Origin of the sequence: Nonomuraea sp. NPDC005501 (assembly GCF_040605905.1) — a bacterium.
In the GTDB taxonomy this organism is placed as follows: domain Bacteria; phylum Actinomycetota; class Actinomycetes; order Streptosporangiales; family Streptosporangiaceae; genus Nonomuraea.
The window spans coordinates 72,910-86,047 of the sequence record NZ_JBEXDT010000009.1 but is presented as its reverse complement, the minus strand read 5'-3'; the positions used below and the strand labels follow the sequence as shown (position 1 = coordinate 86,047).

Here is a 13,138-nt window from a genome sequence, read left to right as displayed (position 1 = left end):
TCGTACTTGCCGTCCGGGGATCATCGACCGCCCATACACGGCAGAATGTCCCCCTATGAGGTTGAAGAGGACTGTGATAGCGCTGGTGACGATGGGACTCGCGGGATGCGGGTCGATCACCGCGGCGCAGCCCTCCCCGACCGGCCCCGGCGTGCTCGACGTGGCCAGGGCCGCCCCGCCCGAGCCCGGAGGCGAGGTGGGCGGTGCGTCCACCGAGTTCGCCGCGGCCGCCGACCTGGCCGCCTGGGCCAAGCTGAGCGACACCGAGAAGGACGTCGACCGCATCGCCAAGCTCGACGTGAACACCACGGCCAAGGGATCGCTTTACCTGGAGCCCAAGACCTCGACGTGGTTCGACGGCTTCCGCGGCCCGTTCGTCTACCAGGAGCTGGCCGGCGACATCGTCATGCACGCCCGGGTCAAGGTCGAGGGCAAGAAGGGCGCCAAGCCGAAGCGGAAGTTCTCGCTCGGCGGGCTGATGGCCCGGGTGCCCGGCACGTACGACAAGCCGACCTGGGTGTCGGTGACCACGGGCACCGCCGAGAAGAGCGGCCAGGTCGAGGCGAAGTACACGCTGAACGGCGGATCCAAGCCGCTGGAGGTCCCCGTCAAGGCGGGCTGGGTCGATCTCGTCCTGGCCAGGGCCGGCCGGCTCGCCGCGGCGTTGTACCGGGAGGAGGGCGGTGCCTGGAAGGTCGCCCGGCGCTGGCCGTCGGAGCTCCCCGAGGTGCTCCAGTGGGGCCTCACCGCGTACACCGACTGGGACAGCTACGCGGCGCTCAAGAAGGACGTGGCGAAGGGCAACGCCAAACAGATCGAGGGCCTGCCCGACCTGAAGCTGACCGTCGACTTCGTCCACTTCCTGCGCCCCGAGCTGCCGGAGTACGCCGACCCGCTCAACACCGCGTCGGTGTCGGACGCGGCGCTGATCAAGACGTTGACGCCTGCCGGTGCCTGATCGCCTTGGCCATGTAGTTGTCGGGCGTGCGGGCGAAGGAGGCACGGTCGTCGTCGGTGAGCTCGCGGACCACGCGGCCCGGCACTCCCGCGACGAGCACGCCGGCCGGGATGCGCTTGCCCGGGCCGATCACGGCCCCGGCCGCGACCAGGGTGCCGGCGCCGATGCGGGCGCCGCCGAGCACGATCGCGCCGATGCCGACGAGCGCGCCGCTCTCCACGTGGGCGCCGTGGACCATGGCCTTGTGGCCCAGGCTCACGCGCGGCTCCAGGATCGTCGGCTGGCCCGCGTCGGCGTGCAGGCAGCACAGGTCCTGGACGTTGCACTCCTCGGCGATCTCGATCCGCTCGTCGTCCCCGCGCAGGACCGAGCCGTACCAGATGCTGGACGCGCGTCCGACGCGCACCCGTCCGACGACGACGGCACCAGGCGCTATGTACGCCTCGGGGTGAATGTCGGGGACGGCCCCGCCGTCCAGCGCTGCGATGTACACCCGGCCCATCGTAATTCCCGCTCCACGTCAGGCGTTCCGCTTGCGGACGTGGGCAGATGGCAGGAGAGTCGTTTCCTGACGTCTCGCTGCCAGACCCTCACAACCCGCAGTTTTCCCCCGGCTCACGCAAACCTTTAGGTAACCCCCATGACAAACCAGCACGAGAGCATTCCCGATCTGATGCAAGAGGACACCTTCGAGGTCGTGATGCGCGGCTACAACCGCCGTCAGGTCCACGACTACATGACGCGCACCCGCAACCAGATACGGGATCTCGAGGAACGGCTGGCCAGGGCGATCGAGCAGGCCGAGCAGGGCCGTGTCGAGCTGGCCGAGGCCAGGCGGCGCATGGTCGAGGCGCCGCAGAGCTACGAGGACCTCAGCCCCCGGCTCGCGCAGATCCTCAAGCTGGGCGAGGAGGAGGCCGCCGCCAAGCGGGCCGACGCCGAGGCCGAGTCCACGCAGCTGCGTGAGCAGGCCGCGGAGGAGGCCGAGCGGCTCGTGTCGTCGGCCCGCGCGACCGCCGACGAGATCCTGACCTCCGCCCAGGCCGAGGCCGAGCGGCGGGTGACCGACGCCACGGCGGCGGCCGAGGGCATGCTGGCGCAGGCCGGCTCCGACGCCGAGGAGCAGCTCACCACCGCCCGCACGGAGGCCGACGAGACCCTGCGGTCCGCGCGGGCCGAGGCCGAGCGGCTGGTCACGGGCGCCGAGCAGGAGGCGGCCCGGCTGCTGGAGTCGGCGAGCGCCGAGGCCGACCGGACCCTGGCCGCCGCCCGCGGCGAGGCCGAGTCGACGCTCGCGGACGCCAACCGGCGCGTCGCCGCGCTGGACGAGCACGCGGGCCGGCGCGTCGAGTACCTCACCAACACGCACTCCGAGGTCGTGCGCCGGCTCAGCGAGATCGGCTCGGTGCTGGGGGACCTGATGCGGACCGAGAACGCGGCCGGAGCGCTGGTTCTGGAGCAGGCGGGCCCGGCACGCGAGCCGGCCCCGGCGCCGGAGGAGCCGCGCGAGCCTGCGCCGGTCGAGTCTGCGCCGGTCGAGTCGACGGCGGTCGAGTCCTCGCCGGTCGAGGAGGCGCCGGTCGAGCACGCGCCGGTCGGGCAGGCACCGGTCGAGCACGTGCCGGCCCAGCAGGAGCCGGAGGCGGTCGGTCCGCTGCTCGGCGCCCCGCGGGAGCCCGTGGACCAGGACGACGTCCGCGTCATCGTGCAGGATGACGAGCCGCGACCGGGAACGCCGGACGCGCCCCGGGTCTCCGACGACACCGACGTGAACCTGGGCCGTTTGTCCGACCTGCGCCAGTAAGTCAGAGGCCGGTAAGTCAGACGCCGGTAAGTCAGACGCCGGTAAGTCGGACGCCGGTAAGTCGGACGCCGGTAAGCCGGGCGCGGCCCTGAGGTCGCGGCCATGAAGAGCGGAAGCCTCCGCCCCCGATCGGGTCGGAGGCTTCCGCGCACATGGCCCCGTTGGTGGCCCGGTGCCGGGGCCGCCGAGACGCTGGACCCGGCACCGGGCTGCTCGTGTGCGCCCCCCGGCCGGTGTGCGGCCGGGGCGCGCGTCAGAAGGTCGCGGGCCCGGCGCGCCGCCCCGGGTCCCCGGCCGCGCCCTGCGGGTCACCGGTCCTGATCTCCTGCTCCCGGATCCGCTCGCGCAGGTCGTCCGGGTCGTCCGCGTCGATGGTCATCGCGCATCCGGCGTCGCGCTGCGCGTCGCTGAGTGGCTGGTGGCGTGTCGCCCACCAGCGGCCCGCGTCGCTCCGCCAGATGGTCCACTGGGAGAACTCCCGGGCGATGTCGGCGAGGTGCCGGTCAAAGGACATGCGCGTCATCCCTCCGGGGCCTCCTGCGAGGTTCCATCTCCTTGAAGGGTGCGCGTGTTCTCTAGAGAAGTAAATGATCGCAAAGGACAGGTGAACCTATCGCTCGACAACCTGGTTCGCCCTAGGCGTCGAAGTCGTACTGGAGTACGTAGGCGGCGGAGTCCAGGACCATCTCGTTGTACTCGACCGGCACGCCGCTCGACGTGTACGCCGTGCGGGCGATCACGATCACGGGTGTGCCGGCCGGCAGGCCCAGCAGCTCGCTCTCCCTCGGCGCGGGCATGCGGGCCCGGATCTCCTCGGTGAAGTGCGCCGGCGCGAGCCCGAGGTCGCGCAGCCTGGCGTAGACGCCGCCCGCCCCGGTGTCGGCCAGCGTGATGGCGCTGCCCTCTACCGCCCGCGCGGGGAAGTACGAGGTGGCGAGCTGCACCGGCCGCCCGTCGACCGAGTAGCGCCGCCGCCTGATCCACGCCTGGCGGCTGTCCAGCACCTCGGCCACGTCCTCGGGCGCCTCCTCGTTGAGCACCTCCACCTCGTCCACGGTGAACGGCCGGCCGCGCACGTCGGCGTCCCAGATGGAGTGCCCCTCACCCCACTGGTCACGCGCCAGGCGGCGCGAGCCGTGCCTGCGTATCGGCTTGAACAGGCGCACATAGACCCCCGACCCTCGTTTGGGGACGGCCAGACCTTCGTTGATGAGGACGGCCAGCGCCTGCCTCGCGGTGGCACGGGCGATCGAGTAGTCGGCCATCAGCGCGTTCTCGCCCGGTAGCCGGTCCCCGTCTCTCAGCTCGCCGGCGAGGATCCGGGAGCGGAGGCCGTCGGCGATGCGGCGGTAGATGGGGAGATCGTGGGGTACCGGGGATTCAGACACGTTTGATACCACCCTCTGTCACCAACCGGGTTTGGCGTCTCCAGAGAACTTGCCCCGTCTTGTCCACGATCGCACAGATACGCAGGTTGGTCGCGTGCTTCTTTTGAGCGGATCGTGCCCATGTGGCGAGCCGAAACCGGTTTCCGCCGCCCTTTATCGGGGAACCGTGCGCGTCGTTATCCGGGTGGCCCACCAGCGGCGAGTAACCAACGCGGCCAGCACGGCGCCCGTGGTGTTGAGGAGAACGTCGTCGATCGACGAGTAGCGGCCGAGCCGCAGGACGTACTGGAGGGCCTCGACCGTGACCGAGGCGGCGGCCCCGGCGGCGGCCACCCGCGCCGTGGAGGCGAAGCGCGGCCCGCGTACGGGCAGCAGCGCGCCCAGCGCGGCGAAGACCAGCAGGTTGCCCCCGACCTGCGTCAACACCGCGCCCGGCGGCGCGCCGGCGAGAGTGACGAGGTCGGTGAACGGGACGAGACTGACTCCTTCCTGACCGGTGGCCGGGGTGAGGATCATCCACAGCCAGGGAAGCGTGCCGGTCAGGATGCCGACGTCGGCCACGGCGGTGCGGGCGGGCGCGGGGTGGCCGGCGCGGGCGCGGCGCCGGGCCAGGAGGTACGTCAGGGCCGCCGCCAGCGGAAGCGCCAGAACCGCAGCGATGATGATATTTCCCCACAGCTCCCAAGTCCGCCCCACCAGCCCATCATGAGGGCCGGACCGGGGGTACGAGAACCTGTCCTCCAGGACAGCCCCGCACGGCGTCAGGAGACGGGCAGATGGGTGCCGAGGAAGTCGAGGGCGATGCGCCACGCGCGCTCGGCCGCCTCCGGGTGGTGGAACATCGGCGACTCGCTGTTGTGGAAGGCGTGTCCCGCCTCCTCGTCCACGTACACCCGCACGTTCGGCCGCCCCTGCGCCGCCTCCTCGACCTTCGCCACCTGCTCGCGCGGGATGTACGGGTCGCTGCCGCCGAAGACCAGCAGCAGCGGCGAGGAGATCCGCTCCATCAGCCCGGTCGCCTCCGGCACGGCGGAGCCGTAGAAGGACAGGACGGCGTCGAGCTCCGTCTGCGTGGCGAGCATGAAGCCCACCGACCCGCCCAGGCAGAACCCGAGCGCCCCGAGCCCGCCCGTCACCTCGGGCAGCCCGCGCAGGTGGACGAGTGTCAGCGCGCAGTCGGCGACGCCCTGCGGCAGGTCGAAGCCGGAGGCCAGCTCGATCGACGCCGCGGTCCCCTCCGGGGTGTGCTCGCCGACCCAGCCGGGCCGCAGGCGCCAGAACAGGTCGGGCGCCGCCACCACGTAGCCGCGCCCGGCTAGCTCCTCGGCGACCTTGGCGATGTACGGTCCGACGCCGTAGATCTCCTGGACCAGGAGGATCCCCGGCCCGGTGCCGCCCTCGGGCAGCCAGACGTGGACGTCGAACGAGCCGTCGTGGGCGGTCACCTGGTCGATGCGCTTGTCCATGCTCCCCAGGATGGCGCATCACGGACGAGAGCCGCGTGAAATGACCGCTGCCGCGCGGCCGCCGGCGGTGCGAAGCTGGCAGATGGCAGTCGACGCGGACAGGACGGTGCGGCATGCAGGACGAATGGTCGGACGCGGTGGACACCCGGTCGGACGCGGTGGACCCCTGGTCGGCGGCGGACCCCTGGTCGGACGCGGTGGACATCCGGGCGCATGCGGCCGGGCGGCTGGCCGAGGCCGCCCGCTCGGGCAAGCCGTGCCCGCCGGTCAGGGATCTCATCGGCACGGTGGACGACGCCTACGCCGTCCAGGAGATCGGCACCCGGCGGGCGCTGGGGGAGGGCCGGCGGCTCGTCGGACGGAAGGCGGGGCTGACCAACGCGCTCATGCGGGAGCGGTTCGGCGCTCGCGAGTGCTCCCACGGCGCCCTGTTCGCCGACATGGCCCTCCCGGAGGGGGTGCCGGTGCCGGTGGAGCGGTTCCTCCAGCCGATGGCGGAGGCCGAGGTCGCCCTGGTGCTGGGCCATGACCTGGTGGGCGGGCCGTTCACGGTGGCGGAGGTGATCCGGGCGGTGGACTTCGCGCTGCCCGCGATCGAGATCGCCGACTCGCGCGTGGCCGGCTGGGACATCACGCCGGTCGACACGATCGCGGACAACGCCTCCGGTGGCGCGTTCGTGCTGGGCGGCGCACCGGTGCCGCTGCCCGGGCTCGACCTGCGGACGGCGGCGATGACGATGACCCGGGCGGGCACGCAGGTGTCGGCCGGCTCGGGCGCGGACTGCCTGGGCCACCCGCTCAACGCGGCCGCCTGGGTCGCCGGGGCGCTGGGCCGCACCGACCGGCCGCTGCGCGCCGGCGACGTCGTGCTGACCGGCGCGCTGGGGCCGGTGGTCCCGGTGGAGCCCGGCGACGTGTTCGAGGCGTGGATCGAGGGCCTGGGGTCCGTGTGCGCGGTGTTCGCCGCGTGAGAGCGGCCGCCGCGGCGGCGGTGGTGCTGCTGCTGGCCGGGTGCGGCGCCTCGCCGGCCATGCAGGTGCGGCACGACCCCGTGGTCAAGGTGGGCGCGATCGTCTCCCGGACCGGTGTGTACGCGAAGCTGGGCAAGGACATGGAGACCGCCATGCGCCTCTACCTGGACGCCCATGACGGCATGCTGGGCGGCCGGCCGGCGCGGCTGCTGGTCGCCGACGACTCGGGCAGCCCCGACCAGGGGCGGCAGCAGGCCCGGCGGCTGGTGTCGGGCGAGGGCGTGAGCGTGGTGACCGGCCTGGTCGCCTCCCCGGTGGCGGTCGAGGTGGTGCGCGAGGTGGCGGGGACCCCGGTGGTGATCGCCAACGCGGGCGCGGACGAGCTGGGCGGCCCGGGGGTGTTCCGGGTGTCGTTCACCAACCGGGAGCAGGGCGAGGCGGCCGGCAGGTACGCGGCCCGCAGCCACGGCCGGGTGCGGGTGGTGGCGATGGCGTCCGACTACTCCGGGGGCGTCCAGACCCTCGACGGCTTCGCCGAGGGCTACGGGGCCGAGCCGCTCAAGCGCGTGCTCACGCCGTTCGGCGGCGCCACCGACCTCGGGCCGTACCTGGGGCGGATCCCGGCGGACGCCCATCTGCTGTACGCCTTCTACGCCGGGGCCGAGGCCGTCTCCTTCGCCAGGACGTACAAGCAGCTCGGCTACGACCGGAAGGTGGAGCTGCTGGCCTGCCAGCAGCTCACCGACGAGGACGTGATGGCGGCCGTCGGCGCCGACGGCGAGGGGACGACCAGCGTGGGCCTCTACTCACCGGCGCTGGCCAACCCGGCCAACACCGCGTTCGTGGCCAGGTGGCGGGCGGCGACCCGGCGTGACCCCTCGACGGTGGCCGTGCAGGGCTGGGACGCCATGCGGCTGATCGACCTGGCCGTGTCGGAGGGCGGGGCGGAGAGCGGCGACCTGACGCGGGCGCTCGGCCGGGTGCGGGAGGTGGACAGCCCGCGGGGCACGTTCCGGCTCGATCCGGTGACGCACAGCCCGGTGCAGACCTGGTACGCCCTGCGGTACGAGAACGGGGTCAACCGGGTCATCGCCACCATCCCGCCCACGGGCTGACGGGGGATCGCTCGCCCGAGGGGGCGAGGCCGGTTCCCTCGTGAGAGGGAGCCGGAAGATCGCCGGTCTCGGCGATCCGGTGGGAGCGCGTGATCGACAGGATGGAGCCATCAAGGAGAACCCCTTCCGACCTGGAGATACGCCCTCATGAACCGCACCCGCCTCGCCGCCGCCGCACTCGCCGTCGCCGCCCTCACGACCGTCGCCGCCGGCCCGGCCGCACTCGCCGCCGCCCCCACCGCGGTGACCGCGACGGCCACGGCCGCGGGGCTGCCGCCGATCAACGAAGCGGCGCTCAAGGCGAGCATCGCCGGCCTGCCCGCGGCCGACGCCACCGCCGCCGAGGTCCGCGTCAGCGGCTCCCGGGGCTCCTGGAAGGGGGTCACCGGCGTGACGGACCTGCGTACCAAGCGGCCCGCCCGCGAGGGCGCGCGGTTCCGCGCCGGGAGCGTCACGAAGATCTTCACCACGGCGGTCGTGCTCCAGCTCGTCGCCGAGGGGAAGCTCTCGCTCGACGGCACCGTCCAGGAGTACCTGCCCGGCCTCCTCCCGGCGGGCTACCCGGCGATCAGCGTCGCCGAGCTCCTGAACCACACCAGCGGGCTGCCGTCGCCGAAGGTGCCGGGCGACCTGGCGTGGGTCTACAAGACCCGGTTCCAGCAGTGGACCCCGGAGGAGTACGTCGCCAAGGCCGTGAAGAACCCGATCGAGTTCGCTCCCGGCACCAGGCAGCACTACCTGAACACCAACACGTTCGTCGCCGGCATGCTCATCGAGAAGGTCACGGGCCGCTCGTACGAGCACGAGGTCACCACGAGAATCCTGCGCCCGGTCGGCATGCGCGACAGCTACCTGCCCGGCGACTCGGTCAAGATCAAGGGCCGGCACAACCACGGCTACCAGGCGGTGCCCAAGGGCTTCCCCGACTCCTTCGCGTACGGCGACACGTACCTGGTGGACATGACCGACATGAGCGTCACCTCCACCTGGGCCTCGGGCGACCTCATCTCCACGACCGCCGACCTGGAGAAGTTCGTCAAGGCCCTGTTCTCCGGCAAGGTCGTGCCCGCGGCGCAGCTGGAGCCGATGTTCACGGTCCCCGACGTCAAGCTGTACGGCACGGACAAGCCCGCCGTCTACACCTCCGGCCTGTCGCGGATCGAGCTGCCGGGCGGCATCGTGGCCTTCGGCAAGACCGGCGCGCGCTACGGCTCCTCCACCGGCGTGGGCGCCACCCGCGACCTGAGCCGCACCCTGGTCTACTCGGTCAGCTCCACCGACGCCAAGGCGCAGGGCCAGAACGAGCGCGGGCTGGGCGTCGCGCTGGCCGCCTTCGCCAAGTAGGACCCGCACCCGCGCACCAGGCCGGTCCCGGACGGGACCGGCCTCGCCGCTATGCCCGCTCGTCCAGGGCCTTGATCGCTCGCTTGGTGGCGATGGCCCGGTAGCTCTCCTCGACCCAGTCGAGGAGGACCTCGGTCTCCGGCAGCTCGGCCATGAACGGGACCGTCACCCAGCCGGCCTTGCCCAGCCCGTAGCCGCTGGGCCTGGCGCCCTCGACGGTCAGCGCATGGCCGTGCGCCTCCGACAGCAGCTTCACCCCGAAGGTCGGCGCCCACTTCTCGGTCGCCTCGTCCAGGCCGAGGAAGAGGAAGACCTTCTTGCCGACCTTGACGACGGTCTCGCCCCACGGGTGGTCCTCGCGGGTCTCGGGCAGGCCGAGCGCGAAGTCCCGCAGCTCGTCGCGCACCCGGGACCACGCAGCCGGGTCGTTCATGTCGTCCTCCTCCTGAAGTCGGCCAGCCTGGCGTCGATGGCGTCGCGGATCCGGTCGCGTGCCTCGGTCCGGGGGACGCCCGTCATCAGCAGCTTGTCGTAGTCGGTGTCGAGGTGGCGGATCGACGCGACCACGGCGAGCGTGATCGCGTTCGCGTCGAGTGCCCTGGCCGCCGCCGTGCGGCCCACCCGCCCGCTGCCGCGCAGGGCGGCGTGCGCGGCGATCTCCTCGGCCCGCTCGGCGGGGCAGCCCGGGAACAGGGTCCGGATCTCGGCCGCCATCCGGGCCCGGAAGTCGTCGTCCTGCACGGCCCGGCGCTCCCTGTCGCGCTCGCGGCGGCGCAGCCGGGCCTCCTCGTCGGCCAGGCAGCGCTCCTCGGCCAGCGTCAGCGCCCGCTCCTCCACCAGCAGGCCCCTGCGCTGGTAGACCTTGCGCCGGCGGTTGTACTCGACGACCACGGCCGCCAGGCCGCTCTCCTGCTTGGCCCGCCGGCTGAGCGCCGCGTCACCCGACGGCAGGAACACCAGATGGTCCATGTCCGCGCACGTCAGGCAGTGCGGCCGGTCGTCCTCCATGATCAGGTACGGCCCGGTGTCGCCGCACGAGGCGCACGTCCACGGCTGCTGCGGCACGACGACCGTCAGGTCGGGCGCCTTGCTCTGGCGCTCGGCGAGCCGCCGCACCCGGGCCTCGCTCAGCTCCGGCGACACCCAGTGGACGCGGAACGCCTCCTGCGGATGGTCGCCGGCCGTGAACCGCAGCTCGCGCCGGTCACGGCTGCCGGACACGTACGACGCCTCCACCGGGCGCAGCCCCTGCCCCACGGCCCAGTCGCGCAGCAGCGCGGCGGCGGCGAGCAGCCGGTCGTCGCCGACCGCCGCCAGCTCGGCCAGCGTGGCGGCCCGGCCCTGCCGCCAGGTGTCGACGTGCCGCGAGTGCAGCCACCGCAGTCCGGTGACCACGTCCACGAACGTCACGTACTTCCGGTTGGTCAGGGCGATCCCGGCCGCCTCGGCGACCCGGCGGGACAGGTTCGGCTTGCTCACGCACCCAGTGTGCCGCCTCTTTGACCTCCGATCGGCTTCGCTTGGGCCGATCCCGGCAAGGATGCAGGCGGATCCGGCGCGCCGGATCGGCCAACTCCGGAGACTCCTCGCGCCTCCGGTGATTTCTGGCATCGCGGAGGGGATCGTGCGCCTGTTCTGGCCGGCCGTTCTCGTGCTCGCCACGTCGTGCGGAGTCGCCGACAGCGGGCTGCCGGTGGTGACCGGCGCGTTCGGGGCCGAGCCGGCCGTCGCCATCCCGGACGGCGCGCCGGGGCGCCTGCCGCGCGTGGCCTTGCTCTCCGCCGGGCAGGGCCGCCGCACGGCCCCTGGCGACGTCGTGCTCGCGGACGTGTCCGTACGCCTGTGGTCGGACGGCAGCAGGCAGGCCGGCGCGTACGAGGCCCGGCATCCCGTCTCGGTCGTCTTCGACGGCCGCACGGTCCCCCGAGCCTGGCATGAGGCGCTCATGGACCGGCCGGCCGGCAGCCGCGTCGTGCTCGTCGGCCCCGCGGGCGAGGCCGCCGGGCCGGGCGTGCCGCTCGACGGCGTCGATCCGGAGGCTGTGGTGGTCGTGGTCTTCGACGTCCTCGGCGGCTACCCGCCGGACGCGCGCCGGGTGGGCCGGCCGCTGCCGACCGTGCCCGCCGGCCTGCCGCTGGACAGGGCCAGCACGCTCATCGACGGCTCCGGCCCGGAGATCCGCGAGGGGGCGAGGCTGGTGGTGCAGTACCTGGCGATGCGGGTGCCCGGGCGCCGGATCGTCGACTCGTCCTTCCGGCGCGGCGGGCCGAGCGCCGTCACGCTCGCGCCCGGGTCGGCGCCTTCCGCCTGGCTGGCCGGGCTCGTGGGCGTGCACGTGGGCGCCCGCATGGCCGTGCCCGAGCCCGGACCCGGCGGGGCGGACGGCGGCCGGACCGTGTACGTCATCGACGTCATCGACGCCCTCCAGCCGCTCTGACCCCTACCGCTGAGGGGGGACGAAGGGCGGCGGCCCGGTGTCCAGGAGGACGCCGGGCCGCCGGGAGGGGGGAAGGAAATGGCTTGGATCAGCCGCAGTGCTCGAACGAGCTCGTGTACGTGGAGGTGCCCACCGAGCCGCCCCACTTGACGCACTTGTCCGCCGCGGCGGCCGCGACGGGACCCGCGTAGTAGGTGAACTGGCCCGTGTCGGTCTTCCGCGCGGAGCCCTGCACCTCCAGGAAGGCGCTGGTCGCGCTGGCCTTGCCGATCGAGGTCTTCTTGATCGTGGCCACGCAGTTCTTGCCGGCCGAGGTGCTGTACAGCAGGTAGACCGTGCCGTTGGTGCCCAGGGCCTGCGAGTCGATGACCTTGTAGCCGGTGCCGCAGACCTCCTCGGCGGTGTGCGGGTTGGTGGTCCCACCGCCGCCGGTGCCGCCGGTCACGTAGCTCATGTACTTGGTCCAGTTCCAGTGCGAGCCCGGGTCGGTGTGGTCGGAGCCGGGCACCTGGACGTGGCCGATGATGTGGGTGCGGTCCTTGGGGATGCCGTACCTGTCGGCGATGTTGCGGGTCAGCGCGGCCGAGCCCCGGTACATCTGGTCGGTGAACCAGGACGCGTCGCTGATGTAGCCCTCGTGCTCGATGCCGATGGAGCGCTGGTTGTAGCTGCTGTTGCCCGCGTGCCACGCGCGGTTCTTCTCCCGCACCATCTGCGTGACCTGGCCGTCGGACGAGCGCACCACGTAGTGGGCCGACACCTTGGCCGCCGGGTTCTGGAACCACGAGATGGAGCCGGCGTAGGAGCCCTGCGTCACGTGGATGATGATGCGGTCGATCTTGTTGCTGGTCGGCCGGTTGGAGACCGCGTAGTTGGAGGTGCTGGCCGCCTTCCACACCGCGCCGGGGTAGTCGGTGGCCGAGGCGAGCGTGCGGGGCGCGTCGTCGGCGTACTTCCCGCGCTCCGGCGTCACCTGGGCGGCCTCGGTCTGCACGCCGGCCGCGTCGATGCCGGAGGCGAGGGCCTCGTACACGGCGTCGGCGTAGATGCGCGCCGTGGTGTCGTCGGCCAGGTTGCCGTACGCGGCCACCGCGCCGTACCACTTGGCGGGGTCCTTGCGGGCGGTGGCGTCCAGCCCGAGCGCGTCGGCCTTGGCGCGCAGCACGGCGGCGCCGCCCAGGACGTTGGACGCGTCGTCGGTCTTCAGCTTGGCGACGGGGATGGAGGTGAGCTTGGCCGCCTCCTCCAGAGCCTTGGTCTGGGGGTTGCTGACCAGGTGCATCACGCCGTAGCCGCCGCTGGCGCTCGGCTCGCCGTCGTGGCCGTCGAGGTGGGTCTCGGCGTAGCCCAGGGCGACCAGCAGGTCACGGGGTATCTCGTAGGTGCCGGCGGCCTTGGTGAAGGCATCGCCGAGGGGAGTGGCCGCGACGGAGGCGGTCGCGGAGTTGGTCGCGGTGGCGGCGTAGGCCACCTGCTGGCCGGACAGGGCGATAAGTCCGGCGATCACAAAAGTTGTAGTCTTCATCATCCGCAATGCTCAGAGGGACTGTTGTAGGTCGTGCTTCCGGCCTTGCCGCCCCACTTGACGCACTGGGGGCGGCCGTCGCCGGGTACGCAAAGTCGCTGGAGTCACCCATCCGGCTCCGGCCGCACGG

Annotated in this window: 14 protein-coding genes; 6 read left to right on the top strand and 8 right to left on the bottom strand. The window is 72.7% G+C overall.

The window, feature by feature from the left end; genetic code table 11:
• Positions 1-85: 85 nt before the first annotated feature.
• Positions 86-958, top strand: coding sequence for a hypothetical protein (locus tag ABZS51_RS07920; RefSeq protein WP_355437584.1), 873 nt, complete (start codon positions 86-88; stop codon positions 956-958).
• On the opposite strand, the gene ABZS51_RS07915 is transcribed toward ABZS51_RS07920, so the two are convergent.
• Complete coding sequence (locus ABZS51_RS07915) at positions 930-1,451, bottom strand: gamma carbonic anhydrase family protein (RefSeq protein ID WP_355437582.1); 522 nt, start codon at positions 1,449-1,451, stop codon at positions 930-932. The genes ABZS51_RS07920 and ABZS51_RS07915 overlap by 29 nt on opposite strands.
• Before the next feature lie 147 nt (positions 1,452-1,598).
• Here ABZS51_RS07915 and ABZS51_RS07910 point away from each other — a divergent pair, with 147 nt between their 5' ends.
• Complete coding sequence (locus tag ABZS51_RS07910) at positions 1,599-2,762, top strand: hypothetical protein (protein WP_355437580.1); 1,164 nt, start codon at positions 1,599-1,601, stop codon at positions 2,760-2,762.
• Positions 2,763-3,015: 253 nt separating this feature from the next.
• On the opposite strand, the gene ABZS51_RS07905 is transcribed toward ABZS51_RS07910, so the two are convergent.
• The 4 genes from ABZS51_RS07905 to ABZS51_RS07890 all read right to left on the bottom strand — a co-directional run bounded on the left by ABZS51_RS07905 (position 3,016) and on the right by ABZS51_RS07890 (position 5,616).
• The gene (locus tag ABZS51_RS07905) at positions 3,016-3,276 is read right to left on the bottom strand and encodes a hypothetical protein (protein WP_355437578.1); all 261 of its coding nucleotides are present in this window, start codon (positions 3,274-3,276) and stop codon (positions 3,016-3,018) included.
• A gap of 121 nt (positions 3,277-3,397) precedes the next feature.
• The gene (locus ABZS51_RS07900; RefSeq protein WP_355437576.1) at positions 3,398-4,150 is read right to left on the bottom strand and encodes a GntR family transcriptional regulator; all 753 of its coding nucleotides are present in this window, start codon (positions 4,148-4,150) and stop codon (positions 3,398-3,400) included.
• Positions 4,151-4,303: 153 nt separating this feature from the next.
• Positions 4,304-4,846, bottom strand: a complete 543-nt coding sequence (locus ABZS51_RS07895) for a VanZ family protein (RefSeq protein WP_355437574.1) — start codon at positions 4,844-4,846, stop codon at positions 4,304-4,306.
• 65 nt (positions 4,847-4,911) lie between these two features.
• Positions 4,912-5,616 (bottom strand): dienelactone hydrolase family protein, encoded by a 705-nt coding sequence (locus ABZS51_RS07890; RefSeq protein WP_355437572.1) that lies wholly within the window; start codon positions 5,614-5,616, stop codon positions 4,912-4,914.
• Positions 5,617-5,729: 113 nt separating this feature from the next.
• Between ABZS51_RS07890 and ABZS51_RS07885 the strand changes: the two genes are divergently transcribed.
• The 3 genes from ABZS51_RS07885 to ABZS51_RS07875 all read left to right on the top strand — a co-directional run bounded on the left by ABZS51_RS07885 (position 5,730) and on the right by ABZS51_RS07875 (position 9,046).
• A complete protein-coding gene (locus tag ABZS51_RS07885) occupies positions 5,730-6,587 on the top strand; it encodes a fumarylacetoacetate hydrolase family protein (RefSeq protein WP_355437570.1) in 858 nt (285 codons plus the stop codon).
• On the top strand, positions 6,584-7,702 hold the full coding sequence (locus tag ABZS51_RS07880) for an ABC transporter substrate-binding protein (RefSeq protein ID WP_355437568.1): 1,119 nt from the start codon (positions 6,584-6,586) through the stop codon (positions 7,700-7,702). The genes ABZS51_RS07885 and ABZS51_RS07880 overlap by 4 nt, the downstream gene beginning before the upstream one ends.
• Before the next feature lie 147 nt (positions 7,703-7,849).
• A complete protein-coding gene (locus tag ABZS51_RS07875) occupies positions 7,850-9,046 on the top strand; it encodes a serine hydrolase domain-containing protein (protein ID WP_355437566.1) in 1,197 nt (398 codons plus the stop codon).
• 49 nt (positions 9,047-9,095) lie between these two features.
• Here ABZS51_RS07875 and ABZS51_RS07870 read toward each other — a convergent pair whose 3' ends face one another.
• Both ABZS51_RS07870 and ABZS51_RS07865 read right to left on the bottom strand, forming a co-directional pair.
• On the bottom strand, positions 9,096-9,479 hold the full coding sequence (locus ABZS51_RS07870) for an MmcQ/YjbR family DNA-binding protein (RefSeq protein WP_310708087.1): 384 nt from the start codon (positions 9,477-9,479) through the stop codon (positions 9,096-9,098).
• Positions 9,476-10,525: a DUF2293 domain-containing protein gene (locus tag ABZS51_RS07865; RefSeq protein ID WP_355437564.1), complete on the bottom strand. Its 1,050-nt coding sequence runs from the start codon at positions 10,523-10,525 to the stop codon at positions 9,476-9,478. The genes ABZS51_RS07870 and ABZS51_RS07865 overlap by 4 nt, the downstream gene beginning before the upstream one ends.
• Before the next feature lie 145 nt (positions 10,526-10,670).
• Here ABZS51_RS07865 and ABZS51_RS07860 point away from each other — a divergent pair, with 145 nt between their 5' ends.
• Entirely contained in the window at positions 10,671-11,483 is an 813-nt protein-coding gene (locus tag ABZS51_RS07860) for a hypothetical protein (protein ID WP_355437562.1), read from the top strand.
• An 88-nt stretch (positions 11,484-11,571) separates the two neighbouring features.
• Here the strand turns inward: ABZS51_RS07860 and ABZS51_RS07855 are convergent, their stop codons facing one another.
• Positions 11,572-12,990, bottom strand: coding sequence for a peptidoglycan recognition family protein (locus ABZS51_RS07855; RefSeq protein ID WP_355437560.1), 1,419 nt, complete (start codon positions 12,988-12,990; stop codon positions 11,572-11,574).
• Positions 12,991-13,138 lie beyond the last annotated feature (148 nt).